The 22,935-nt window shown below is 42.8% G+C and carries 35 protein-coding genes and 6 pseudogenes; 21 read left to right on the plus strand and 20 right to left on the minus strand.

What is annotated here, in order from left to right; genetic code table 11:
* Nucleotides 1–220: 220 nt before the first annotated feature.
* Nucleotides 221–412, plus strand: a pseudogene (locus V470_10920) (hypothetical protein).
* Nucleotides 413–420: 8 nt separating this feature from the next.
* On the opposite strand, the pseudogene V470_10925 reads toward V470_10920, so the two are convergent.
* Both V470_10925 and V470_10930 read right to left on the minus strand, forming a co-directional pair.
* Nucleotides 421–658 (minus strand): annotated as a pseudogene (locus V470_10925) (hypothetical protein).
* Nucleotides 658–1,062, minus strand: a complete 405-nt coding sequence (locus V470_10930) for a hypothetical protein (GenBank protein ID AJZ74514.1) — start codon at nt 1,060–1,062, stop codon at nt 658–660. Before V470_10930 ends, V470_10925 begins: the two are co-directional and overlap by 1 nt.
* A gap of 567 nt (nt 1,063–1,629) precedes the next feature.
* Between V470_10930 and V470_10935 the strand changes: the two genes are divergently transcribed.
* Together V470_10935 and V470_10940 are read left to right on the plus strand one after the other, a co-directional pair.
* A complete protein-coding gene (locus V470_10935; GenBank protein AJZ74480.1) occupies nt 1,630–1,875 on the plus strand; it encodes a hypothetical protein in 246 nt (81 codons plus the stop codon).
* A gap of 195 nt (nt 1,876–2,070) precedes the next feature.
* Complete coding sequence (locus V470_10940) at nt 2,071–2,664, plus strand: hypothetical protein (protein ID AJZ74481.1); 594 nt, start codon at nt 2,071–2,073, stop codon at nt 2,662–2,664.
* Here the strand turns inward: V470_10940 and V470_10945 are convergent.
* The 6 genes and pseudogenes from V470_10945 to V470_10970 form a co-directional block, all read right to left on the minus strand.
* Nucleotides 2,607–3,104, minus strand: a complete 498-nt coding sequence (locus tag V470_10945; GenBank protein AJZ74482.1) for a hypothetical protein — start codon at nt 3,102–3,104, stop codon at nt 2,607–2,609. The genes V470_10940 and V470_10945 overlap by 58 nt on opposite strands.
* A gap of 41 nt (nt 3,105–3,145) precedes the next feature.
* Entirely contained in the window at nt 3,146–3,610 is a 465-nt protein-coding gene (locus V470_10950; protein AJZ74483.1) for a hypothetical protein, read from the minus strand.
* Between the two features lie 23 nt (nt 3,611–3,633).
* Nucleotides 3,634–3,918, minus strand: coding sequence for a hypothetical protein (locus tag V470_10955; protein ID AJZ74484.1), 285 nt, complete (start codon nt 3,916–3,918; stop codon nt 3,634–3,636).
* Nucleotides 3,919–4,244: 326 nt separating this feature from the next.
* Nucleotides 4,245–4,451, minus strand: a complete 207-nt coding sequence (locus V470_10960) for a hypothetical protein (protein AJZ74485.1) — start codon at nt 4,449–4,451, stop codon at nt 4,245–4,247.
* The gene (locus tag V470_10965) at nt 4,438–4,656 is read right to left on the minus strand and encodes a hypothetical protein (GenBank protein AJZ74486.1); all 219 of its coding nucleotides are present in this window, start codon (nt 4,654–4,656) and stop codon (nt 4,438–4,440) included. The genes V470_10960 and V470_10965 overlap by 14 nt, the downstream gene beginning before the upstream one ends.
* A gap of 230 nt (nt 4,657–4,886) precedes the next feature.
* Nucleotides 4,887–5,108 (minus strand): annotated as a pseudogene (locus V470_10970) (hypothetical protein).
* On the opposite strand from V470_10970, the gene V470_10260 reads away from it, so the two are divergent.
* Together V470_10260 and V470_10975 are read left to right on the plus strand one after the other, a co-directional pair.
* Nucleotides 5,069–5,677, plus strand: a complete 609-nt coding sequence (locus tag V470_10260; GenBank protein AHZ48751.2) for a hypothetical protein — start codon at nt 5,069–5,071, stop codon at nt 5,675–5,677. The pseudogene V470_10970 and the gene V470_10260 overlap by 40 nt on opposite strands.
* A complete protein-coding gene (locus V470_10975) occupies nt 5,674–5,904 on the plus strand; it encodes a hypothetical protein (protein ID AJZ74487.1) in 231 nt (76 codons plus the stop codon). The genes V470_10260 and V470_10975 overlap by 4 nt, the downstream gene beginning before the upstream one ends.
* Nucleotides 5,905–5,958: 54 nt before the next feature.
* On the opposite strand, the gene V470_10980 is transcribed toward V470_10975, so the two are convergent.
* Nucleotides 5,959–6,303: a hypothetical protein gene (locus tag V470_10980; protein AJZ74488.1), complete on the minus strand. Its 345-nt coding sequence runs from the start codon at nt 6,301–6,303 to the stop codon at nt 5,959–5,961.
* Complete coding sequence (locus V470_10270; protein ID AHZ48753.2) at nt 6,291–6,578, minus strand: hypothetical protein; 288 nt, start codon at nt 6,576–6,578, stop codon at nt 6,291–6,293. The genes V470_10980 and V470_10270 overlap by 13 nt, the downstream gene beginning before the upstream one ends.
* A 16-nt stretch (nt 6,579–6,594) precedes the next feature.
* Here V470_10270 and V470_10985 point away from each other — a divergent pair.
* The 4 genes and pseudogenes from V470_10985 (at nt 6,595) to V470_10995 (ending at nt 8,524) form a co-directional block, all read left to right on the plus strand.
* A pseudogene (locus V470_10985) lies at nt 6,595–6,795 on the plus strand (thiol-disulfide isomerase).
* Between the two features lie 234 nt (nt 6,796–7,029).
* Nucleotides 7,030–7,395, plus strand: coding sequence for a hypothetical protein (locus V470_10390; GenBank protein AHZ48768.2), 366 nt, complete (start codon nt 7,030–7,032; stop codon nt 7,393–7,395).
* Between the two features lie 605 nt (nt 7,396–8,000).
* The gene (locus tag V470_10990) at nt 8,001–8,252 is read left to right on the plus strand and encodes a hypothetical protein (GenBank protein AJZ74489.1); all 252 of its coding nucleotides are present in this window, start codon (nt 8,001–8,003) and stop codon (nt 8,250–8,252) included.
* Complete coding sequence (locus V470_10995) at nt 8,249–8,524, plus strand: hypothetical protein (protein ID AJZ74490.1); 276 nt, start codon at nt 8,249–8,251, stop codon at nt 8,522–8,524. Before V470_10990 ends, V470_10995 begins: the two co-directional genes overlap by 4 nt.
* Nucleotides 8,525–8,600: 76 nt before the next feature.
* Here V470_10995 and V470_11000 read toward each other — a convergent pair whose 3' ends face one another.
* The 3 genes and pseudogenes from V470_11000 to V470_11010 all read right to left on the minus strand — a co-directional run bounded on the left by V470_11000 (nt 8,601) and on the right by V470_11010 (nt 11,192).
* Nucleotides 8,601–10,103 carry a hypothetical protein gene (locus V470_11000; GenBank protein AJZ74491.1) on the minus strand — a complete coding sequence of 501 codons (1,503 nt, stop codon included), beginning with the start codon at nt 10,101–10,103 and terminating at the stop codon, nt 8,601–8,603.
* Nucleotides 10,103–10,483, minus strand: a complete 381-nt coding sequence (locus V470_11005) for a hypothetical protein (GenBank protein ID AJZ74492.1) — start codon at nt 10,481–10,483, stop codon at nt 10,103–10,105. Before V470_11005 ends, V470_11000 begins: the two co-directional genes overlap by 1 nt.
* A 388-nt stretch (nt 10,484–10,871) precedes the next feature.
* Nucleotides 10,872–11,192: pseudogene (locus V470_11010) on the minus strand (hypothetical protein).
* Nucleotides 11,193–11,607: 415 nt separating this feature from the next.
* Between V470_11010 and V470_11015 the strand changes: the two are divergent.
* The 3 genes from V470_11015 (at nt 11,608) to V470_11025 (ending at nt 12,742) form a co-directional block, all read left to right on the plus strand.
* A complete protein-coding gene (locus tag V470_11015; GenBank protein ID AJZ74493.1) occupies nt 11,608–11,964 on the plus strand; it encodes a hypothetical protein in 357 nt (118 codons plus the stop codon).
* A 98-nt stretch (nt 11,965–12,062) separates the two neighbouring features.
* Nucleotides 12,063–12,272: a hypothetical protein gene (locus V470_11020; protein ID AJZ74494.1), complete on the plus strand. Its 210-nt coding sequence runs from the start codon at nt 12,063–12,065 to the stop codon at nt 12,270–12,272.
* A 182-nt stretch (nt 12,273–12,454) separates the two neighbouring features.
* Nucleotides 12,455–12,742, plus strand: a complete 288-nt coding sequence (locus tag V470_11025) for a hypothetical protein (GenBank protein AJZ74495.1) — start codon at nt 12,455–12,457, stop codon at nt 12,740–12,742.
* A 267-nt stretch (nt 12,743–13,009) separates the two neighbouring features.
* On the opposite strand, the gene V470_11030 is transcribed toward V470_11025, so the two are convergent.
* Complete coding sequence (locus V470_11030; protein ID AJZ74496.1) at nt 13,010–13,267, minus strand: hypothetical protein; 258 nt, start codon at nt 13,265–13,267, stop codon at nt 13,010–13,012.
* Between V470_11030 and V470_11035 the strand changes: the two genes are divergently transcribed.
* The 3 genes from V470_11035 to V470_11045 all read left to right on the plus strand — a co-directional run bounded on the left by V470_11035 (nt 13,257) and on the right by V470_11045 (nt 14,428).
* Nucleotides 13,257–13,454, plus strand: a complete 198-nt coding sequence (locus tag V470_11035) for a hypothetical protein (protein AJZ74497.1) — start codon at nt 13,257–13,259, stop codon at nt 13,452–13,454. The two genes, V470_11030 and V470_11035, sit on opposite strands and share 11 nt — an antisense overlap.
* Nucleotides 13,432–13,713, plus strand: coding sequence for a hypothetical protein (locus tag V470_11040; GenBank protein ID AJZ74498.1), 282 nt, complete (start codon nt 13,432–13,434; stop codon nt 13,711–13,713). The genes V470_11035 and V470_11040 overlap by 23 nt, the downstream gene beginning before the upstream one ends.
* 280 nt (nt 13,714–13,993) lie before the next feature.
* Complete coding sequence (locus V470_11045; GenBank protein ID AJZ74499.1) at nt 13,994–14,428, plus strand: hypothetical protein; 435 nt, start codon at nt 13,994–13,996, stop codon at nt 14,426–14,428.
* 492 nt (nt 14,429–14,920) lie between these two features.
* Here V470_11045 and V470_11050 read toward each other — a convergent pair whose 3' ends face one another.
* From V470_11050 to V470_11065, 4 genes are all read right to left on the minus strand, one after another.
* Nucleotides 14,921–15,445, minus strand: coding sequence for a hypothetical protein (locus tag V470_11050; GenBank protein AJZ74500.1), 525 nt, complete (start codon nt 15,443–15,445; stop codon nt 14,921–14,923).
* A 9-nt stretch (nt 15,446–15,454) separates the two neighbouring features.
* A complete protein-coding gene (locus tag V470_11055; protein AJZ74515.1) occupies nt 15,455–15,736 on the minus strand; it encodes a hypothetical protein in 282 nt (93 codons plus the stop codon).
* A gap of 110 nt (nt 15,737–15,846) precedes the next feature.
* Nucleotides 15,847–16,044 (minus strand): hypothetical protein, encoded by a 198-nt coding sequence (locus V470_11060; protein AJZ74501.1) that lies wholly within the window; start codon nt 16,042–16,044, stop codon nt 15,847–15,849.
* Entirely contained in the window at nt 16,041–16,379 is a 339-nt protein-coding gene (locus tag V470_11065; protein AJZ74502.1) for a hypothetical protein, read from the minus strand. The genes V470_11060 and V470_11065 overlap by 4 nt, the downstream gene beginning before the upstream one ends.
* Before the next feature lie 155 nt (nt 16,380–16,534).
* Here V470_11065 and V470_11070 point away from each other — a divergent pair, with 155 nt between their 5' ends.
* The 3 genes and pseudogenes from V470_11070 (at nt 16,535) to V470_11080 (ending at nt 18,675) form a co-directional block, all read left to right on the plus strand.
* Nucleotides 16,535–16,963, plus strand: coding sequence for a hypothetical protein (locus tag V470_11070; GenBank protein ID AJZ74503.1), 429 nt, complete (start codon nt 16,535–16,537; stop codon nt 16,961–16,963).
* Nucleotides 16,964–17,517: 554 nt separating this feature from the next.
* Nucleotides 17,518–17,886, plus strand: coding sequence for a hypothetical protein (locus tag V470_11075; GenBank protein ID AJZ74504.1), 369 nt, complete (start codon nt 17,518–17,520; stop codon nt 17,884–17,886).
* Nucleotides 17,887–18,363: 477 nt separating this feature from the next.
* A pseudogene (locus V470_11080) lies at nt 18,364–18,675 on the plus strand (hypothetical protein).
* 296 nt (nt 18,676–18,971) lie between these two features.
* Here the strand turns inward: V470_11080 and V470_11085 are convergent.
* Complete coding sequence (locus tag V470_11085; GenBank protein ID AJZ74505.1) at nt 18,972–19,193, minus strand: hypothetical protein; 222 nt, start codon at nt 19,191–19,193, stop codon at nt 18,972–18,974.
* Nucleotides 19,165–19,413: a hypothetical protein gene (locus V470_11090; GenBank protein ID AJZ74506.1), complete on the minus strand. Its 249-nt coding sequence runs from the start codon at nt 19,411–19,413 to the stop codon at nt 19,165–19,167. Before V470_11090 ends, V470_11085 begins: the two co-directional genes overlap by 29 nt.
* A 199-nt stretch (nt 19,414–19,612) precedes the next feature.
* Between V470_11090 and V470_11095 the strand changes: the two genes are divergently transcribed.
* The 3 genes from V470_11095 (at nt 19,613) to V470_11100 (ending at nt 22,802) form a co-directional block, all read left to right on the plus strand.
* Complete coding sequence (locus tag V470_11095) at nt 19,613–20,011, plus strand: hypothetical protein (GenBank protein AJZ74507.1); 399 nt, start codon at nt 19,613–19,615, stop codon at nt 20,009–20,011.
* A 750-nt stretch (nt 20,012–20,761) separates the two neighbouring features.
* Nucleotides 20,762–21,193, plus strand: coding sequence for a hypothetical protein (locus tag V470_10430; GenBank protein AHZ48774.2), 432 nt, complete (start codon nt 20,762–20,764; stop codon nt 21,191–21,193).
* A 1,414-nt stretch (nt 21,194–22,607) separates the two neighbouring features.
* On the plus strand, nt 22,608–22,802 hold the full coding sequence (locus V470_11100; GenBank protein AJZ74508.1) for a hypothetical protein: 195 nt from the start codon (nt 22,608–22,610) through the stop codon (nt 22,800–22,802).
* The last annotated feature ends 133 nt before the right edge of the window (nt 22,803–22,935 follow it).

Genomic DNA, 22,935 nt, shown 5'->3' on the forward strand with positions numbered 1-22,935 from the left:
AGCTGTTGAATTAACTTTCGACGCTAAGATCAAAGCGGGTGCTAACTTGTCTGATTATGTAACAGAAGATAAGACTGTGAAAGTTCCTAACAAGGCAGCTTACAAGGCAGATCTTCCAAACAAACCAGGCTTTACGAAAGACTCTAATGAAGTCCCAGTAACGCCACCAACACCAGAAGAACCAGAAATCAAGAAAGATGTGAACGGCAAAGAAGCTGAAAACTTTGCTGGGGTAAGATTTATATACGAAAACGATTTATTTGAAATTCACCTACTTCTTAATCTTAACAAAGAAAAAGTGATTTCTAAGCCAAATAGCTATTACAGCGAAATAAGTGACTGGGACAGCTACCTAAAAGAAATCATATTAGAAATCGAGTCCTATATCCCAGAGAAATTAGAGAAAATCAAGCCAATTGTCACAGATACTGCATCAAATTCCGATACTGGGTCAGACTTATTCGCAACGACACGGAATTCTTGACCATCGGAGGTGGTTATAGTGTTGATTTCACCTTTTTTAACTCGTTATCTGATTTAGCAGAACAATATTTGTTCGGTTTTCTTTACGCTGTGCGAACTCAGTATTAACACTGTAAACATTCGGACCTTGATTCAATTCATTAAGTTGTTTGTCTGTATACACGTATTTATTCATCATAGCTCCCCTTCTGAACCATTCGAATATTTAACTTTAACTTTTGACTTAGTACAACCTCGCCTAGAATTTAAAAAATGTTGAAATTCTTCATCATCCTTATTATATACTCCAATCCTAATTTTATTCGAGTTTATATCAAAAGCTAAAACATGTTCTTTAGATGTTCCATCAAAAAATTTTAGTTTCACATCCGCCCCCCAAGCGTCTGAAGGAATTGATCTGTACGATGGATTCGTAATCGTTACCTCCTCAATCCCTTGATAAGAATTCTTCAAGGCATTTACCAAACTAACTTCATACTCTCTATTTCGACATTTAATCGCTACCCTAGAAAAAATTGAAAAATCAACCATTGATGATATCAACAAGGATGCCACTATCACTGATAAGGAAGCAGCGATTTTAGCTGCTTTATAAGTGTTGGTGAAGGTTGGGTTGTTATCAGTTGCAGTTGCAACAAGTTTGCCTGCACCGTTGTCAACAACTTCAACTGTCACTTCGTGTTTAGTAGTGTCGTATGTCACACCTGCTTCGCTACCTGCTTTTTCTGAGATAGTGTAAGTGTGGCTACCTGCTTCGTTGTACTCAATTTCTTTGAAAGTAACAGTTCCGTCTGCAGCGTTTGTAGCTGTGTCAACGACTTTGTCACCTTCTTTAAGTTCAAACTCATATTTACCAGCTTCAAGGGCTTTACCATTCAAGACTTTAGTAGCCTTAATAGTTTCACTTGTTTTAGCTTCAGGATATCAAACTTGGGAATGCAGGGGATATCCATACCAAGGCAGAGAATCCTATCAGAGATACGCTTTTCATGGGGAACGACAAGCTGTATCATGATGTTGGGACTGTCTTTGTGACGGCAAGTGCCATCATGGTTCCTATAGGGCAGACCCAGAGCGTTGTCAAGGGGGTGACCCAGTTTGCGATAGGGGAAGCAGGTGCCTATACAGCAGGTCAGGTTGCCTATCATGGGGGTCCGTTTTGAAGCCTTGGCTCGATCAGATAAGGGTTGGCAAAACTGGGCTATTGGTGGATTGACTATTATTGCCGGAGTGGCAGCTATTATATTCACTTTGGGCTCTGCGACTCCTTTAGTTGTTGCAGGTGGTATCGTGGGTTTGGGGACAACAGCCTATGGGGCTTCTAATATGTACGAGGCAGGTCAGGATATCAAACTTGGGAATGCAGGGGATATCCATACCTCAATCTGGTAGTAACCGTCCTTGTACAGTAGGAGATTGGTTGAGTAGTCATTCATCAGGTTGACCAGAGTCTGAAGGAGAGTCCCATGCACCTCTACTAGAACTTCAACGGATGCCACTTCAAATGGTATCCAAGGTCAATCTCAAAAGGGTATCCCAAGCTTTACAGCGGGTAATTCAGCTGTTTCAATTGATGATACAAAATCGATGACCTTCGAAGATGGCCAGTCAATGAAGACCGTTCCAGGTGTAGGTGAGTACAGCATCAATCCAGATGGCTCTATTACCTTTACGCCAGACAAACAGTATGTTGGTACTCCAGATCCAGTCACCGTTAAACGTGTAGATAAGAACGGTACAGAAGTGACTGCAACTTATACCCCAACAGTGACCAAGGTCACACCAACCAGCACTAACGCAACCAGCAAAGGTCCTCAAGGTCTTCCACAAACGGGTACCCCAACCTTCCAAGGTGGCGACCCATTGGTTCCAATCAATAAAGCGCTAGAAACTGCTCTCGAACAAATCAACAAACTCGAAGCGGCTCAGCCTGAGAAACCTGCTGAACCTGAAAAACCAGTTCAGCCTGAAAATCCGACTCAACCTGAGAATCCAGTTCAACCTGAAAAACCGGCTCAGCCTGAGAAACCGGCGCAACCTGAGAATCCAGCTCAACCTGAACAACCTGCTCAGCCTGAAAATCCTGCTCAGCCTGAAAATCCTGCTCAGCCTGAAAAACCAACTCAACCGGAAACTCCGGAGGCTGTCGCATCTTGCGCTACACTTGTTTTCACATTATAGGTGAAGACTTGGTCACGTTTGTCAAGAGTTTCAGCTTCTTGGCTCATCGCTTCGGCCGGTGTTACTTGTTCACTGTCTTCGGCCAAGAAATCATCTAACAAATCTGATGCTTCGATGTCACCTTCTTCGATGGCTTTCAAGATAGCATCCTTACCAATCACTTCTTTAGCTGCCTTAATAGCTGCTTCCTTATCAGTGATAGTAGCATCTTTGTTGATGTCGTCGATGGTTGATTTTTCAATTTTTTCTAAGGTAGCGATTAAATCTGAGCGAACTTTTGCTGCTTCTTCCGCCGCTTCCTTGTCAGCTGCAGTTAGCTTGGCTTGGTCTTGGCTTGAGAAATCTTCTTGGCTCATCGCTTCTTGGAAAGTGATGTCCGTTACTTTGAGGTAACCAGTTGGGGCTGCTTCCTCATGGAAGGTGTAAGTGCCTGGAGCCAAGTTGAGATCTTTAGACTTACCAGCTTCAGATGTCCAGCTTTCTACGGGCCTGTTTGTGGGACACCTTGAGGACCTGTGCTGGTTGCGTTAGTGCTAGTTGGGGTTACCTTGGTCACTGTTGGGGTATAGGTCGCAGTGACTTCTGTTCCGTTCTTATCTACACGTTTCACTGTGACTGGATCTGGTGTGCCAACATATTGTTTTTCTGGCGTAAAGGTAATAGAGCCATCTGGATTAATGCTGTATTCACCCACACCTGGAACTGTTTTCGTTGACTGTCCATCTTCGAAAGTATATCCCAGAGAAATATCTAAAAGCCAAGGGTTGGCGATAAAAAAGAAGGAGGTATTGGTATGGTTCGAGAAAGTATGGAAGCTATAAAACAAGAAAGAACGAGAGGCTACTGTTGAGAAATTAAAAGTCGTGCAGCAATGCTTTCCAGACTCACCTGATATGGCAGAAGCATTGGCTAAACTTTCCAGACTCACCTGATATGGCAGAAGCATTGGCTAAAATTTTGTTCAACTTATCAACCGAGCAGACTGAATTGAAAGAAGGTAATCTTACGTGGAAGGTCATCGTCTTTATCGGTTACAGTTACAGTTGAACCGTTTGTAGCAACTTTGTTTTCTTCACCTTTAGAGTCTTTCTCACCGACATTGGTTACTTCTACTGTTCCGTCAGTTTTCACTTTGAAAGTAATATCTGTTACTTTGAGGTAACCAGTTGGAGCGGCTTCCTCATGGAAGGTATAAGTACCTGGTGCCAAGTTGAGATCTTTAGACTTACCAGCTTCTGAAGTCCTAAATATCACATTGTGTTCACCCCTAAGTATAGACGAAAAATCATTTATAATCAATATCGAAGTAGTTTGGGAGAAATATTCCACCGTTTATGTAGTTATAAAGGTGTTGAAATTATCGAGGGTCACTTAATGCCTGATCATGTACATATGTTAGTCAGTATTCCACCAAGGATAAGTGTTTCAAGTTTCATGGGTTATTTAAAAGGCAAAAGTGCACTCATGATGTTTGATAAACACGCCAACCTCAAGTATAAGTTTGGAAATCGGCATTTCTGGGCAGAAGGTTATTATGTAAGTACAGTAGGGCTTAATGAAGCCACAATTAAGAAATATATTCAAGAACAGGTCTTAGTCTCTACGAAGCGGTAGCCTGGAATATCTTTCTTCGGTTGTTCACCGTCTTCGGTTGGATAACCTGGAATGTCATTGCCTTCCTCTGTTCCTTTTCCTACAAAATTAGCTTCTGGAGTGAAGGTAACGGTGCCATCCGGTGAGATTACATAAGTTCCTTCACCTGGAATCACTTTTTCAGTTGATCCCAATTGTGTAAGTTCCTTGACCTGGAATAGACTTCTCTTTACTTCCATCTGCGAAGGTTGGCTCAACTGTTTCATCGATTGGAACCAATGGATCACCACCTTGGAAGCTTGGAGTGCCTGTTTGTGGAACACCCTGAGGGCCTGTGCTGGTTGCGTTAGTGCTGATTGGGGTTACCTTAGTCACTGTTGGGGTATAGGTCGCAGTCACTGGGGTGCCGTTCTTATCTACACGTTTCACTGTAACTGGAGCTGGTGTGCCAACATATTGTTTTTCTGGCGTAAAGGTGATAGAACCATCTGGATTGATGCTGTATTCACCTACACCTGGAACTGTTTTCGTTGACTGTCCATCTTCGAAAGTCTATTCCAGGTCAAGGAACTTACACGATTGCACCAGACGGAACAGTAACTTTCACTCCAGATAAACAGTTTGTTGGAAACCCAGATCCAGGTTTCTTTGTCGTCTTCGCTGATTTGGCCGTCAATGGCAGTCGCAATTTCAATGGCCATAATATACATAGCACGCTTATCAACTGTTAAAATATCTAGATGAGTGGAAATAATTCGCAAATAATCACCTTTCTCACGCCCATCGCTTTCATAAGAATTTTCTAGTTCCAATGTCAAGTTTTCATATTCAAATGTCTTCCAAGGGTCTTGAAGCTGATAAATACGAATTCGAACTTAAAAAAGGTGAAGAAGTCGTTGCGACAGCTAAAAACGCTGCAGACGGCACCGTTACTTTCAAAGAAATTGAGTTCGAAACAGCAGGTGATTACACTTACACTATCACTGAAAAAGCAGGTAGTGAAAAAGGTGTGACATACGATACTGCTAATTTTGTAGGAAAAGGAACAGGCGTAACGATTGTCCGTAAGGATAAAAATGGTACTCCAGTTACTGCGACTTATCGTCCAACAGTTGTAGATCCGTCTACTGGTCATGACACGGCTTCTACAGGAGCAAAAGGCCAACCACAAGTGGCAACCCCAACGTTTGAAGGACATATCGATAGTACAGTTCCACCAACATTTGAGGATGGTAGCACGACCACGGTTGTTCCGGGTGAAGGAAGCTATACAATTGATAAAGATGGTAAGATTACCTTTACTCCAGAACCAGACTTTGTTGGTACAGCTAAAGGATTGGTTGTGAAACGGCACCAACTTACAAGGCAACACATGAATTTGTCAGCGGAACTCCAGGAAAAGACCTTCCACAAGAAGTGAAAGCCTTGCTTCCAGCAGAGTTTGACTTGGAAAGTGATGTCCGTTACTTTGAGGTAACCGGTTGGAGCGGCTTCCTCATGGAAAGTGTAAGTACCTGGGGCCAAGTTGAGATCTTTAGACTTACAGCTTTTTCAAACCTAGTCATCGTTGCGGGGGTGAGACAAGGAAAATCGAACTCTTCGAGTTACCGAATCTACCTCGTTTTCCTGTTTCTAGACTCGGGGTAAAAAGGTCCCCCGGACCTTCTTCGCTTTCTCATTTCTAGGCTCAGGGTAAAAAGACTATACTGTTTCATCAATTGGAACAAGTGGATCACCACCTTGGAAGGTTGGAGTACCCGTTTGTGGAAGTCCTTGAGGACCTGTGCTCGTTGCGCCAGTTCCTGTTGGTGTCACTTTCGTAAATTCTGGACTATAGGTCGCAGTAACTGGAGTCCCATTCTTATCTACTCGTTTGACTGTAACTGGATCTGGGTTGCCTACAAACTGTTTGTCTGGTGTGAAGGTTACTGTACCATCTGATGCAATCGAGTAAGTTCCTTGACCTGGAATAGACTTCTCTTTGCTTCCACAGAAGCTGGTAAGTCTAAAGATCTCAACTTGGCCCCAGGAACTTACACCTTCCATGAGGAAGCCGCTCCAACTGGATACCTCAAAGTAACGGACATCACTTTCCAAGTCAAACATGTACGGCCGTCTTCCTTCACATATGCAGACAAGTTTGCGCCGGCTTTGATCTTGGCGTCGAACGTCAATTCAACTGCTTGACCGCCATTGGCTTTGACTTGTTCTTCTGTAAGTGTCAAGGTAATGGTTTGACCGTCTACCTTGATTTGGCTAGCCTCAAGCGCTTGACCATTCAATTTAGCACTTAAAGTTCCTGCGAATTCAAGAACGTCCACTAGGGTATCTGTTGGCTTGAATCTTTATTTTCAGTATCAAAACCACCAAGAATATATGCAATTAAAAACCTCCTTTGAAGAGAGGGACAATATAGCCGTCTTACAACGTTTAATGGCGTCAGAAAAATATGCGTCTGATATCCGTAAAGCGGGTTATGTCGTTCCTCCCGATGGTGCTATTCGTTTGGATGGAGGAATTGACTCCATAGAGATAAAAGAGCAGTTAGCTATCGTAGAAGCTCAGATTCAAGCGAGAGAGAACTGGCTAAATCAAATCAAAGACCTCTTGACACTGAATTGGGGGAAAGCCTTCTCTGAGAAGACCATCCTCTACATCTTAACCTTCTCATAAACGTGTTCTGTGTCGCCGTTTGGCAGTTTCTTCGTCTCTACGAAGCGGTAACCTGGAATATCTTTCTTAGGTTAAGCAGCGATCAAGGCAGCTAAAGAAGTGATTGGCAAGGATGCTATCTTGAAAGCTATCGAAGATGGAGATATCGAAGCGTCCGACTTACTGGCAGATTTCTTGGCAGAAGACAGCGATCAGGTAACACCAGCCGAAGCAAAAACTCAATCTCAACTTTCAAGCAAAAACCAAGCTAAACTCGCTGCAGCGGACAAGGAAGCAGCGGAGGAAGCAGCAAAAGTTCGCTCAGATTTAATCGCTACCCTAGAAAAAATCGAAAAATCAACCATAGACGACGTCAACAAGGATGCCACTATCACTGATAAGGAAGCAGCGATAAGAGAAGTCTATTCCAGGTCAAGGAACTTACACAATTGCATCAGATGGTACAGTAACCTTCACTCCAGATAAACAGTTTGTTGGAAACCCAGATCCAGAGAGGCAGGTAGCTGTGATATACTAATATAGTTGTCGCTCACGAGAGGAGTGAGAGACAAAGACCTTTGAAAACTGAACAAGACGAACCAATGTGTTTGGTCTGCTGGAAGCAGAGTTTTCACTTCTTGTGGAAGCTCTTTGCCTGGAGTTCCGCTTACAAATTCATGTGTTGCCTTGTAAGTTGGAGCTGGGGTGAATTCCCATGCACCGATGAAATGGGCATCCGCTCCATTGATGGTTTCTGATGCCTTGTCATAAAGCTATAAACCATTATTCATAGTTTTACTACTCGCAACTGTCACAACAGGAGGTGTTTTTATATTTAGTATGTTAGGAAAATCCCAAGAAGAACGTCGAAATAGAGAGTATGAAGTTAGTTTGGAAAGCTATAAACCATTATTCATAGTTTTACTACTCGCAACCATCACAGCAGGAGGTGTTTTTATGTTTAGGTTGTTAGGAAAATCAAGAGCAAACTAGGAAGCTAGCCGCAGGTTGCTCAAAACAGTGTTTTGAGGTTGTGGATAGAACTGACGAAGTCAGTAACCATACCTACGGCAAGGTGAAGCTGACGTGGTTTGAAGAGGGTCCGTTTTGAAGCCTTGGCTCGATCAGATAAGGGTTGGAAAGACATGGCTGTTAGCGCATTGACTATCATTGTCGGAGTGACAGCCATCGTAGTTACATTGGGCTCTGCGACTCCTTTAGTTGTTGCAGGCGGTATCGTGGGTCTTGGGACAACAGCCTATGGGGTTTCTAATATGTATGAGGCTGATCAGGATATCAAACTTGGGAATGCAGGGGATATCCATACCTCTACGAAAAAGTGAAGACCAGTCACAAGGATAAGGAAGGCAATGACATTCCAGGACATCCAACCGAAGACGGCCAACAACCGAAGAAAGATATTCCAGGTTACCGCTTCGTAGAGACTAAGATAACTTCTCCTAGTATTGACAAATTTACCAAAGAAGAAGCCAACTATGCTATTCAAAAACTTAATCTACCATCAGAAGGCAGCTATCCTCGCAATAAATGGGTAGGATACTATTATTATAAATCAGATGGTAAGATGGCCAAGAATGAATGGGTAGATGGATAACCAACAAACTAGCTAAAACAATTCCTACAATTTTTAATGACTTCATGACGTCTCCTTATGTTATTTTACAAATATGTCATACTTCACGAATGCTAAAGTTGATTTTTTCAACGCGCGTTTCGTCAGTATAAGTCAACGGATACTCTGGCAGAGCCTCTGCTTTCGGTGAATTGTTCGGTACCATGGTCGGTTTAGCCGTGCCGACCTTAACAATTTGCGTTACGGGAGCTAGGGTTTCCTCATTGGACAACTCTTGACGATCGATTTCATGACCGTTAGAACTGTAGACACGAGTCTTAATCGTGCGCTCACCCTCAACACCCGGAGTTGTGATTTGGCGGGCATCTCGAACAAGCTCATCCGTTTCTTCTTCACGAATTGTGAAGTTAATTTTCTCAACCCGAGTTTCGTCAGTATATGTCAACGGATATTCTGGCAGAGCATCTGCCTTCGGTGCTTCATTCGGTACCATAGTTGGCTTAGCCGTTCCGACCTTGACGATTTGTGTTACAGGAGCTAGTGTTTCCTCGTTAGACAACTCTTGACGATTAACAACTTGACCATTGGAACTGTAGACACGAGTCTTAATGGTACGTTCGCCTTGAACTCCCGGAGTCGCAATTTGACGAGCATCTCGAACCAATTCATCCGTTTCTTCTTCACGAATTGTGAAGTTAATTCTCTCAACCCGAGTTTCGTCAGTATATGTCAACGGATATTCTGGCAAAGCATCTGCTTTCGGTGCATCATTTGGTATCATAGTTGGTTTAGCCGTGCCGACTTTGACGATCTGTGTTACTGGAGCCAAGGTTTCTTCATTCGAAAGTTCTTGACGGTCGATTTCCTGACCGTTAGAGTTGTATACACGAGTCTTAATCGTGCGTTCACCTTGAACACCCGGAGTTGCGATTTGACGAGCATCTTGAACCAATTCGTCCGTATGTTGCTCCTCAATGTTGAAGGCTATTTTCTCAACGCGAGTTTCGTCGGTATAAGTGAGTGGATACTCTGGAAGAGCGTCTGCTTTCGGCGCATCATTTGGTACCATAGTTGGCTTAGCTGTGCCGACTTTGACGATTTGCGTTACAGGAGCTAGTGTTTCCTCGTCAGACAACTCTTGGTGGTCGACAACTTGACCATTGGAACTGTAAACACGAGTCTTAATCGTACGCTCACCTTGGACTCCTGGAGTTGCGATTTGACGAGCATCTTGGACAAGCTCATCCGTTTCTTCTTCACGAATGCTAAAGTTGATTTTTTCTACGCGCGTTTCGTCAGTGTAAGTTAGCGGATACTCTGGCAAAGCGTCTGCTTTCGGTGCTTCATTCGGTACCATAGTTGGCTTAGCCGTTCCAACTTTGACCACTTGCGTTACGGGAGCTAGAGTTTCCTCATTAGACAACTCTTGGCGATCGATTTCCTGACCGTTGGAACTGTAGACACGAGTCTTAATCGTGCGCTCACCTTGGACTCCTGGAGTTGTGATTTGGCGGGCATCACGAACCAATTCATCCGTTTCTTCTTCACGAATGCTAAAGTTGATTTTTTCAACGCGCTTGGAAGGCTGTAGTTTTACCACTAAACTACACCCGCTAAAATGGGAGTTAACGGGATCGAACCGCTGACCCTCTGCTTGTGTTTGACTGTGACTGGATCTGGGTTTCCAACAAACTGTTTGTCTGGAGTGAAGGTCACTGTACCATCTGGCGCAATTGTGTAAGTTCCTTGACCTGGAATAGTTTTAGCTGTCGCAACGACTTTGTCACCTTCTTTAAGCTCAAACTCATACTTGTCAGCTTCTAGGGCTTTACCTTCCAAGACTTTAGTAGCCTTAATAGTTTCACTTGTTTTAGCTAATAAATCGTTTTCGTATATAAATCTTACCCCAGCAAAGTTATAGATGAGAAAATCCAGTTTAAATGTATGACGATTGGGTTCATCAACTATATCATCGTTCATCAGGAGCCATGGCGACTGGCTGGTATCAGGTAGACTCATCTTGGTATTATCTAGATGCTGAAAATGGTGATATGAAAACGGGCTGGCAATACCTTGGGAACAAGTGGTACTATCTCCGTTCATCAGGAGCCATGGCGACTGGCTTGTTTGCCAATCTTTTGAAGACCTGTCACTGCTTTACCAGCTTGGTCAAAGTAATACCATTCGCTCTTGGCACCTTCTGCAAACTTGCCGACTGCCATTTCCCCTGAGTTGGCATCAAAGTAACGGATACTCTTATCTGAAAGTGTCACGATTTTACCCTTGACTTGCTTGCCATCTTGGTCGTTTCAACAAATTTCCCAGTTTGACTTTCTATATTTTCTAATCCTATGTAAGGTATAGAAGAGTCTGTTATTCTTTTTTCACTTCGAGTAGTTACTAAATATCTTATTTTAGAAATCTCCCACCCTTGAGGAACCTGTCCGATCCAGTCGATTCCTGAATCTTTCATTGGGACTGTTTTGTCCAGTCCCTTTGTGACAGTCTCATAAATCAAGCTTGCGCGGTAGTCTTTTAGTTTTTGAATTTGCTCCTCCAGTAGATTTTTTGCCTTATCCAGCTGGGCCGTTTTCTTATCAAGAAAACCAGCTATTTTTTGTTGTTCAACAAGACTTGTTGGAAAAGCAATTCTCATATTTTTTATATATTCCCAACTTGCTCTAGGCATTTTTTCACGGCGGTAACACGGGTTCGAATCCCGTACGGACTATTTATTGGAGGATTACCCAAGTCCGGCTGAAGGGAACGGTCTTGAGGCTCATCGCTTCGGCCGGTGTTACTTGTTCACTGTCTTCTGCCAAGAAATCTGCCAACAAGTCGGACGTTTCAATATCTCCATCTTCAATGGCTTTCAAAATAGCTTCCTTGCCAATCACTTCTTTAGCTGCCTTGATCGCTGCTTTTGTTGATTTGTTCGAGAGCAGTTTCTAGCGCTTTATTGACTGCTTCCTGAGTTTTAGCTTCTTGGATTGCAGCAATGGCTTGGTCAGCAATTCTACGAAGCGGTAGCCTGGAATATCCTTCTTAGGTTGTTCGCCGTCTTCGGTTGGATAACCTGGAATGTCATTCCCTTCCTTATCCTTATGACTGGTCTTAACCTTCTCATAATTCGCGTTGAGAAAATAGCCTTCAACATCGAGGAGCAAACTACGGATGAATTGGTTCAAGATGCTCGTCAGATTGCAACTCCAGGTGTCCAAGGTGAGCGTACCATTAAGACTCGTGTCTACAGTTCTAACGGTCAGGAAATTGATCGCCAAGAATTGTCTAACGAAGAAACCTTGGAGCCCGTAACGCAAATCGTCAAGGTCGGCACGGCTAAACCAACCATGGTACCAAATGAAGCACCGAAAGCAGAAGCTTTACCAGAGTATCCACTGACTTATACCGACGAAATTCGCGTTGAGAAAATAGCCTTCAACATCGAGGAGCAAATTTAATCGCTACCCTAGAAAAAATTGAAAAATCAACCATCGATGACATCAACAAAGATGCTACTATCACTGATAAGGAAGCGGCGATTAAGGCAGCTAAAGAAGTGATTGGCAAGGACGGCATCTTGAAAGCTATCGAAGATGGAGATATTGAAGCATCTGACTTGTTAGATGATTTCTTGGCAGAAGACAGCGATCAGGCGACACCGGTCGAAGCAATGAGCCAAGAAGATTTCTCAAGCCAAGACCAATTTTCGTCTATACTTAGGGGTGAACACAATGTGATATTTACACATCCACTTTGTGTGGGATAAACTATGTGCCTTTTGTGCCATATTTTTCTCCTTTCGCTTTACAATTGGCTTGAACACCTTTATTGTATCGCGTTTGGAGTTTTTTTGGTATAACCTTCGTCGCGCACCCGCATAGCGGGTGGTTTATTTGTCTCGCACCTTACGGAGCGAGACGGACTAATAGTCACATAATCTACGAAAAAGTGAAGACCAGTCACAAGGATAAGGAAGGGAATGAAATTCCAGGTTATCCAAGCGAAGACGGCCAACAACCTAAGAAAGATATTCCAGGTTACCGCTTCGTAGAAAGTTCCTTGACCTGGAATAGATTTCTCTTTGCTTCCATCGTCGAAGGTTGGCTGGACTGTTTCATCGATTGGAACCAGTGGGTCACCACCTTGGAAGGTTGGAGTGCCCGTTTGTGGAACACCTTGAGGACCTGTGCTGGTTACGTTAGTGCTAGTTGGGGATTTTTCCTATGCTTGGGATGAAGATTTACATTTGAATTTACGGTTGGATAAATCTAAATATAATGACGAACGTTGGGAGAGAGCAAATTTTAATACAAATATAAACCCTTGGAAGACATTTGAATATGAAAACTTGACATTGGAAAATCATAACCACCCGTCTAACGGGTGGTTTGCACCAGGGCTATAAGCCCAAATCACCAGCCAGCGCCTAAAGGCGCTGGCTTTCACGTTGTTCAAGCCTCATTGCTCTTGACTCGTCACTTGCCTCTTAAAGAGGCTTTAGTATTACTTACCACTATCCCTAAAGGGATCCTCATATTCTTTTACACTTAATTTATCTAGTGCTATATCATGCTTTTCCTGTTCTTGAATATATTTCTTAAGTTTGACTTGGAAAGTGATGTCGGTTACTTTGAGGTATCCGGTTGGAGCGGCTTCCTCATGGAAGGTGTAAGTACCTGGAGCCAAGTTAAGGTCTTTAGACTTACCAGCTTCTGAAGTCCAGCTTTCTACGGCGCTTACAGAAGACCAAGTGAAAGCCAATGGCGGTCAAGCTGTGGAGTTGAGCTTTACTGCTAAGATTAAAGCGGGCGCGAACTTGTCTGCATATGTGAAGGAAGACGGCCGTACACAGAAAGTTCCTGCGAATTCAAGAACGTCCACTAGGGTATCTGTGACTGAGAAGGCTGTCGCATCTTGCGCTACACTTGTTTTCACATTATATCAATAAAGCGCTAGAAACTGCTCTCGAACAAATCAACAAGCTCAAAGCAGCTCAGCCTGAAAAACCGGCGCAACCGGAACAGCCTGAAGAGCCTTCTAAACCTGATCAACCAGCTGAACCAAAACAACCGGAAATTGAGTATGATAAGGCTATGAACAGCTTGGCAAAAGCTATCGAGAAAAAAGTCGCTGAGCTTGGATCCAATCTTCTTCATCCCACAAAGGTTCCTCTACAGGTTTCAAACTTTTCAGTTCCTCCACGCTGATATCGGTTGCTTTATCGTAACTTAGTGATAAGACATCCTTGTGCAACTCCTTAAAAGTCTCTACATCCATCCAGGTGAAATCATATTAGAAATCGAGTCCTATATCCCAGAGAAATATTTAAAAGCCAAGGGTTGGCGATGAAAGAGTTGGGGGTATTGCATTGGAATTAAATAATATGGATATTTTATCAGATGAATTTTTTGATATAGTTAAAAGAGTATTTAAAGATAAGATTAATGGTATAGTGTTTGATGATATAGTTGATGAACCCAATCGTCATTGACAGGTCTTCAAAAGATTGGCAAACAAACACTTTACTTTGACCAAGATGGTAAACAAGTCAAGGGTAAAGTAGTAACTTTAGCTGATAAATCCATCCGTTACTTTGATGCCAACTCAGGAGAAATGGCAGTCGGCAAGTTTGCAGAAGGTGCCAAGAACGAATGGTATTACTTTGACCAAACTGGTAAAGCAGTGACAGGTCTTCAAAAGATTGGCAAACATAAGCGTGAGGTCGGTGGTTCGAGTCCACTCGTGCCCATTAATAGGAGAATTACTCAAGAGGCTGAAGAGGACGGTTTGCTAAACCTTGTGCAACTCCTTAAAAGTCTCTACATCCATCCAGGTTTGCTTATCATCCTCGCTAATTTTTCCATCAATTGCACCAGCCACCTCGATTGCCATGATATACATAGCACGTTTGTCTACAGTTAAAACATCTATATGAGATGTTGCGATACGTAGATAATCTCCACGTTCTCTCCACTAAGTGATTGGCAAGGACGGCATCTTGAAAGCTATCGAAGAAGGTGACATTGATGTCTCAGACTTATTGGCAGATTTCTTGGCAGAAGACAGCGATCAGGTGACACCGGCCGAAGCAATGAGCCAAGAAGATTTCTCAAGCCAAGACCAACACGTTTCACTGTGACTGGATCTGGGTTTCCAACAAACTGCTTGTCTGGAGTGAAGGTTACAGTGCCGTCTGGCGCAATCGTGTAAGTTCCTTGACCTGGAATAGATTTCTCTTACAGTCGAGCCAACCTTCGCAGATGGAAGCAAAGAGAAGTTTATTCCAGGTCAAGGGACTTACACAATTGCACCAGACGGAACTGTAACTTTCACTCCAGACAAACAGTTTGTCGGAAACCCAGATCCAGTCACAGTCAAACGTGTGGATAAGAACGGTACCCCAGTGACTGCGACTTATACTCCAACAGTGACTAAGGTAACCCCAATGTAGAGGATGGTCTTCTCAGAGAAGGCTTTCCCCCAATTGAGACTAAAGAGGTCTGTGATTTGATTTAGCCAGTTCTCCCTCGCTTGAATCTGAGCTTCTACGATAGCTAACTGCTCTTCCAACGGCTCAACAGTAACTGTAACCGATAAAGATGATGATCTTCCACGTAAGATTACCTTCAGCAAGGTTAGCCTTGGTGGAATAGACTTCTCCTTGCTTCCATCTTCGAAGGTTGGCTCTACTGTTTCATCAATTGGAACCAATGGGTCGCCACCTTGGAAGGTTGTGACCAGAGTCTGAAGGAGAGTCCCATGCACCTCTACTAGATAGTTGCGCATACTCGAGATGGCCTGACCTTGGAGATTTTTATTGTTGATAAAGTCGCTCATGGCCTTATTGAGGCTCGCAACGGACTCTCCCCAAGCATTTATCGTTTTTTGACTTTCAACTTGAACAGAGGTGATATCATCAAATTTTATATTGTAACTCATGGTACCTCCCTACTGCAAACCAGGAAACATGTTTTGCCCTAGGACATTATCTGTCCGATGCATCTCTTTCCCTGTGGCTGCCATCAAGGCGATATCTGTCTCCAGCAAAGTCGTATAGGTCTTCACCAGCTGGTGGAGTTCATTGAATTGTTCCTGATACAAGTCCAATCCTTTCGATGTAGCTGTCGTATTGAAACTTGGTTTCCCAACTCCTGCCATACTAGCCTTGGCTTTAGACAGGCTACCGATGTGTGAGTTAAACAGAACCTCGGATAATTGAAGTGTCACGATTTTACCCTTGACTTGCTTGCCATCTTGGTCGAAGTAAAGTGTTTGTTTGCCAATCTTTTGAAGACCTGTCACAGGCGTGCGCTCTAACCACCTGAGCTACGCGCCCAAGTTCAAAAACTTGGTATGAACTTTCGTTCAAAGCGGGTGACGAGAATCGAACTCGCGACAACAGCCACGTTCTCTCCACTCTGTAATGAAAGTTTTTTCAAATTCCAATTGAATATTTTCATCAGAAAACGAATTCCAAGGATCACTCTTGTCATATGGTATATGATTCCATCGTTTATCATTAAATCGCCATTTATCAAATTGAACTCCAAAAAAGAAATTGGAATATCTTTCTTAGGTTGTTCACCGTCTTCGCTTGGATAACCTGGAATTTCGTTCCCTTCCTTATCCTTATGACTGGTCTCAACCAGCACAGGTCCTCAAGGTGTCCCACAAACAGGCACCCCAACCTTCCAAGGTGGAGATCCACTGGTTCCAATCGATGAAACAGTAGAGCCAACCTATGCAACCAACGTTCATCATAATCCTGTTTATCTAGTTTTAGATGAATGGCTATATCATTCCTATCTCTGATTTTAAGAAAACCAGAATAGGAGAGAGGGATGCCTTCTCCTTGATAATTTTCAAACCACATTCTCTTCGCTATTTAGCTTCTTGGATTGCAGCAATGGCTTGGTCAGCAATTTCTAATAATTTCTTCTTAGCTTCCTTGTTGGATCCAAGCTCAGCGACTTTTACGAAGTCCCAGTAACGCCACCAACACCAGACGAGCCAGAGATCAAGAAAGATGTGAACGGCAAGGAATCTGCAACACTTGCGAAACGTGATGAAGTCTTCACATACAACGTGAAAACAAGAGTAGCGCAAGATGCGACAGCCTTCGCGGTAACGGATACACTAGTGGACGTTCTTGAATTCGCAGGAACTTCAAGTGCTACGCTTACAGAAGACCAAGTGAAAGCCAATGGCGGTCAAGCAGTTGAATTAACATTCGATGCCAAGATCAAAGCTGGCGCAAACTTGTCTGCATATGTGAAGGAAGACGGCCGTACAATTTTTTCTAGGGTAGCGATTAAATCTGAGCGAACTTTTGCTGCTTCTTCCGCTGCTTCCTTGTCCGCTGCAGCGAGTTTAGCTTGGTCTTGGCTTGAGAAATCTTCTTGGCTCATTGCTTCGCATCTACCCATTCATTCTTGGCCATCTTACCATCTGATTTGAGATAATATTTACCTATCCATTTGTTGCGAGCGTAGCTTCCTTCTGCTGTTAGATAAGTGAAAAGGCGGTGTCTTAACCCCTTGACCAACGGACCATATTTATAAATGGGCACGAGTGGACTCGAACCACCGACCTCACGCTTATAGTAGCCTTAATAGTTTCACTTGTTTTAGCTGCTTTATATGTGTTGGTGAAGGTTGGGTTGTTACCTGTAACAGTTACAACAAGTTTTCCTTCCCCGTTATCTGTAACGTTTACTGTCACTTCATGTGTAGCAGTGTCGTATGTCACACCTGCTTCGCTACCTGCTTTTTCTAGGTAATCTTACGTGGAAGGTCATCGTCTTTATCGGTTACTGTAACAGTTGAGCCGTTGGTTACGACCTTGTTCTCTTCACCCTTAGAGTCTTTCTCACCAACGTTTGTCACTTTAAGGTAAACGTTACAGATAACGGCCAAGGTCAACTTGTTTCAACTGTTACAGGTAACAACCCAACCTTCACCAACACCTATAAAGCAGCTCCAGCAACAGCTACTATCACGGCTACTAAAGTCTTGAATGGTAAAGCTCTTGAAGCTGATAAATACGAATTCGAACTTAAAGAAAAAGAAGGTGACAAAGTCGTTGCGACAGCTAAAAATGCTGCAGATGGAACTGTTACTTTCAAAGAAATCGAATACAATGAAGCAGGCGTCTACGAAGCGGTAACCTGGAATATCCTTCTTAGGTTGTTGGCCGTCTTCGGTTGGATAACCTGGAATGTCATTGCCTTCCTCTCAACAGTAGCCTCTCGTTCTTTCAATTCAGTCTGCTTGCTTGATAAATTGAACAAAATTCTAGCATACGATAAAGCTATATCATGTGAATCATGGAATTGTTGTTGCACGACTTTTAATTTCTCAACAGTAGCCTCTCGTTCTTAGACCAGTCATAAGGATAAGGAAGGGAACGAAATTCCAGGCCACCCAACCGAGGACGGTGAACAACCCAAGAAAGATATTCCAGGCTACCGCTTCGTAGAGACTAAGATTGGAACCAATGGGTCGCCACCTTGGAAGGTTGGGGTACCAGTTTGTGGAAGTCCTTGAGAACCTGTGCTGGTTGCACCGATTCCTGTAGGAGTCACCTTTGTAAACTCTGGACTGTAAGTCGCAGTGACTGGGGTGCCATTCTTATCTACACGTTTCACTGTGACTGGATCTGGGTTTCGTGAAAATATTGTAGTCGAAATTGGAGATGTTTTATTTGGGAAGTTAAGACCATATTTAAGAAAATATTGGCGAGCCACTTTCACTTCAACGGCTAGCTCAGAATTTCTTGTGTTTCAATCTTCAGAATTAGATATGAATTTTTTATACTATGCTATTCAAAGTGATAGTTTTATTGAAGAAGTTATTGGTATGGTTCGAGAAAGTATGGAAGCTATAAAACAAGAGGTAATTGAACGGATTCAGCGTTCTTTTGGAGATAGAGCCTCTGAAGTAACTATTTGTGAGTTCGTCGATGTCCCAAATCATCATATATTACGCCTCGTATTCAGGGCATATGACTACTATTGGGTTCAATTTAATTATGACAATGATTTATGCGGATTCTCTATTGTTTTAAATGATGAATTTGGAGCGTCGCTTGAAAGCAAAATGCGTAGCTATATGGGAACAAAGGATTGGGATAACTACTTAAAAGAAAATGTTGGTGAAAAAGACTCTAAAGGTGAAGAAAACAAAGTTGCCACAAACGGTTCAACTGTAACTGTAACTGATAAAGATGATGACCTTCCACGTAAGATAATCAGCAACACTTGCGAAACGTGATGAAGTCTTCACTTACAACGTGAAAACAAGCGTAGCTCAAGATGCGACAGCCTTCTCAGTCACAGATACACTAGTAGACGTTCTTGAATTCGCAGGAACTTCAAGTGCTAAATTGAACCTAACGGAGCGAGACGGACTAATAGTCACATAATAAAAAATCAGGTAATCCTAGTGACTACCTGATTTTCTATGTTTTATACTCTTCGAAAATCAAATTCAAACCATGTCAACGTCGCCTTGCCGTACTCAAGTACAGCCTGCGGCTCTTCCGTTTTACTTGGCTGAGTTGGAGTCGCTTGACTACCATCTTTCAAGTCGGTTTGGTCTGCTGGAAGCAAGGCTTTCACTCCTTGTGGAAGGTCTTTCCCTGGGATTCCGCTGACAAATTCATGTGTTGCCTTGTAAGTTGGTGCCAAGTGTTGCTGATTCTTTGCCATTCACATCTTTCTTGATTTCTGGCTCGTCTGGTGTTGGTGGCGTTACTGGGACTTCGTCGGTTGGATAACCTGGAATGTCATTGCCTTCCTTATCCTTGTGACTAGTCTTAACCTTCTCATAAACGTGTTCTGTGTCGCGTTTGAAACCTGTAGAGGAACCTTTGTGGGATGAAGAAGAACGTCTTCGTGAAGAATACATCAAAATCCATGGTGAACGTGTGTTCTTGCTAGGGCTTTCAAATTCTGTTATACTGGTCCAGTAATTAAATAATAAAGACATTTGGGGTGCTTTAGGCTGAGATGATACCCATTGAACCTGATACAGTTAATACTGGTGAAGGGAAATGTGAAAAGGTTTTTTTCGTATGTCGAAAAGAACTGTCTAATCTTGTAAGCGGGTGGAGGATCTGGTCAAGATTTCTGAGAAGGTCCAGAAACTCATCAAGGAAAAGGATACGGACGGTGTTGTTTCCTATACCTATCACGATGAAACCAGCACTGCCCAAACTCTGCAAGCCAAACTCTCTACCTTAGAGCGGTATGCTGAGAATGTGAACACCTACATCAATAAGAAAATCGACCGCCCCTTCTATGAGGCTATGGACAAGGTAGGAGCCAAGCTCGAAGCCCTTAATATTCAAAAGTATAAAACGACTAACAAGATTGGCTATAAGCGAATCGAGTCTGTGAAAGATCCTTATGGCAGGTGTGCACAAGGATTCGAACGAAGTCCCAGTAACGCCTCCAACACCAGAAGTGCCAGAAATCAAGAAAGATGTGAACGGCAAAGAAGCTGAAACATGTTTGACTTGGAAAGTGATATCGGTTACTTTGAGGTAGCCTGTTGGGGCTGCTTCCTCATGGAAGGTGTAAGTACCTGGGGGACCTTGGATACCATTTGAAGTGGCATCCGTTGAAGTTGGTGTTACTTTCGTAAACTCTGGACTGTAAGTCGCAGTGACTGTCATCATCTTTATCGGTTACAGTTACTGTTGAGCCGTTGGTTACGACTTTGTTTTCTTCACCCTTAGAGTCTTTCTCACCAACATAAAAGTCGCTGAGCTTGGATCCAACAAGGAAGCTAAGAAGCAATTGCTAACAATTGCTGACCAAGCCATTGCTGCAATCCAAGAAGCTAAACCAAATAAAACATCTCCAATTTCGACTACAATATTTTCACTCTTATCAACTTGTATACCAGTTTCAACAAATTTCCCAGTTTGACTTTCTATATTTTCTACATAAATCTCGAAGAAATCATTCTCGTACTGAAATTTTACCCCGGCAAAATTATAGATACGAAACTTAAGTTTAAATGTATGACGATTGGGTTCATCAACTATATCATAACTATAGTTATGCTTGCGTCTATCTGCCTAGTCTGATTTCGATTTTCATTGAGTACCCTTTATTTAATGAAATCCTAAACTTTTCTTTTTCATAATAAAGAAGCTGAAACTCTTGACAAACGTGACCAAGTCTTCACTTACAACGTGAAAACAACAGTAGCGCAAGATGCGACAGCCTTCGCGGTAACGGATACATTAGTGGATGTTCTTGAGTTCGCAGGAACTTCAAGTGCTAAATTGAATGGTCAAGCTCCAGCAGGAGGTGTTTTTATGTTTAGGTTGTTAGGAAAATCCCAAGAAGAACATCGGAATAGAGAGTATGAAGTTAGTTTGGTAAACGCCTTAAAGAATTCCTATGAAGGGATAGAAGAGATCAAAATTTCTAATCCAGAATATACAACCCCTCCAGGCGACTGGTCTTGTGATGTAAATATTCTATTTTCAGATAAAGTAAAAATAGAATACCGTGTAGGCCACTCTTTAAATGACGTTGAAAATTATAATGGTTTTGTTAATGGAAAAACAAATAAAGAAATAAACGACCAGTGGGAAATATTGAATTCTCATAAAGGGAAAACAACATCTTTAGTTACTATATATTATTCGGATAAAGAAAAAGGAGTACAGTAGTAGTTTTTACTTATACAGATAAACAACTTAATGAATTAGATCAAGGGAAAAATGTATACAGTGTCAATGATGAATATGCTGAGATAAAGAGGAAATGATAATGAGTAAAGACAGATTAAGAAAAAGCTATAAACCATTACACAACTCCAGAAACAGCACCAGTTCACGAAGTTCCAGAATTGACAGAATATGGCACAACTCCAGAAACAGCACCAGTTCACGATTGGAACCAATGGATTACCTTCTGTGAAGGTTGGGGTACCCTTTTGCGGTTGACCTTGGATACCATTTGAAGTGGCATCCGTTGAAGTTCAGGCGTGCGCTCTAACCACCTGAGCTACGCGCCCAAGTTTAAAAAACTTGGTAATTGAACAAAGTTCAAAGCGGGTGACGAGAATCGAACTCGCGACAACAGCGAAACCCAGATCCAGTCACAGTGAAACGTGTAGATAAGAACGGTACAGAGGTTACTGCGACTTATACTCCAACAGTGACTAAGGTAACCCCAAAGTGGGCATCCGCTCCATTGATGGTTTCTGATGCCTTGTCGTAGGACTTGAAGCTCCAAGTACCTTCTGCTGTCTTCACTTCTGTTTGTAAATCCGCTCCTTCGGGTTCGGGGGTTCGAATCCCTCTCTCTCCATTCATCAATGGGGTATAGCCAAGCGGTAAGGCAAGGGACTTTGACTCCAACAAGTTGACCTTGGCCGTTATCTGTAACGTTTACCTTAACTTCGTGTTTAGCAGTATCGTATGTCACACCTTTTTCACTACCTGCTTTTTCTAAGGTAAACGTTACAGATAACGGCCAAGGTCAACTTGTTGCAACTGTTACAGGTAACAACCCAACCTTCACCAACACTTATAAAGCAGCTTGGTTTCTGATGCCTTGTCATAAGACTTAAAGCTCCATGTGCCTTCTGCTGTCTTCACTTCTGTTTTACTTGGTTGAGTTGCAGGAACTTCAAGTGCTAAATTGAATGGTCAAGCTCTTGATGCAAGTCAAATCAAGGTAGAAGGACAAACCATTACCTTGACGCTTACAGAAGACCAAGTGAAAGCCAATGGCGGTCAAGCTCATATTTTTTATATATTCCCAACTTGCTCTAGGCATTTTACTACCATAAGTAGAAGTATTAACTTCTTCAATAAAACTATCACTTTGAATAGCATAGTACCGTGAAAAGGCGGTGTCTTAACCCCTTGACCAACGGACCTGAGCTTTTCAACTCTTTCTATTATACCTACTTTTTTACCTTTGTCAAGTATTAAATAAAGACCTCCTAATACTCTTCGAAAATCTCATCAACCTTCGTTAGAGTCGACTTAGCTAACTATAGTTATGCTTGCGTCTATCTGCCTAGTCTGATTTTTTATGAGAAGGTTAAGACTAGTCATAAGGATAAGGAAGGCAATGACATTCCAGGCCACCCAACCGAAGACGGTGAACAACCTAAGAAAGATATTCCAGGCCAACCCTTATCTGATCGAGCCAAGGCTTCAAAACGGACCTTGTCTCGCTCCTGGGCAGCCTTCACGCGCTCAACGCGACTCTCCATCTGCTGGGTCGCCTGTTTGTAGGCTATCGCAAAGCGTTGAACAGACTTGAGTTTGGCGAAATCTCCTGACTGATAAGTCCCTACTCAGCAAGGTTAGCCTTGGTGGAACAGAAATCGCTGGTGCAGAGATTAAGATCTACAAAGGCGATAAGGCAGAAGGCACAGCCGTAGAAAGCTGGACTT

The organism is Streptococcus sp. VT 162, assembly GCA_000688775.2.
Classification (GTDB): Bacteria; Bacillota; Bacilli; order Lactobacillales; family Streptococcaceae; genus Streptococcus.

Excerpts from the sequence above, each read along its gene's own strand:
- V470_10935 (AJZ74480.1), top strand. The coding sequence starts at position 1,630 with ATGGGGGTCCGTTTTGAAGCCTTGGCTCGATCAGATAAGGGTTGGCAA.
- V470_10940 (AJZ74481.1), top strand. The coding sequence starts at position 2,071 with ATGACCTTCGAAGATGGCCAGTCAATGAAGACCGTTCCAGGTGTAGGT.
- V470_10950 (AJZ74483.1), bottom strand. The coding sequence starts at position 3,610 with ATGCTTCTGCCATATCAGGTGAGTCTGGAAAGTTTAGCCAATGCTTCT.
- V470_10260 (AHZ48751.2), top strand. The coding sequence starts at position 5,069 with ATGTCAAGTTTTCATATTCAAATGTCTTCCAAGGGTCTTGAAGCTGAT.
- V470_10980 (AJZ74488.1), bottom strand. The coding sequence starts at position 6,303 with ATGGAAGGTGTAAGTTCCTGGGGCCAAGTTGAGATCTTTAGACTTACC.
- V470_11005 (AJZ74492.1), bottom strand. The coding sequence starts at position 10,483 with ATGAACGATGATATAGTTGATGAACCCAATCGTCATACATTTAAACTG.
- V470_11015 (AJZ74493.1), top strand. The coding sequence starts at position 11,608 with ATGACTGGTCTTAACCTTCTCATAATTCGCGTTGAGAAAATAGCCTTC.
- V470_11050 (AJZ74500.1), bottom strand. The coding sequence starts at position 15,445 with ATGAGTTACAATATAAAATTTGATGATATCACCTCTGTTCAAGTTGAA.
- V470_11065 (AJZ74502.1), bottom strand. The coding sequence starts at position 16,379 with ATGTGGTTTGAAAATTATCAAGGAGAAGGCATCCCTCTCTCCTATTCT.
- V470_11090 (AJZ74506.1), bottom strand. The coding sequence starts at position 19,413 with ATGTATTCTTCACGAAGACGTTCTTCTTCATCCCACAAAGGTTCCTCT.
- V470_11100 (AJZ74508.1), top strand. The coding sequence starts at position 22,608 with ATGACATTCCAGGCCACCCAACCGAAGACGGTGAACAACCTAAGAAAG.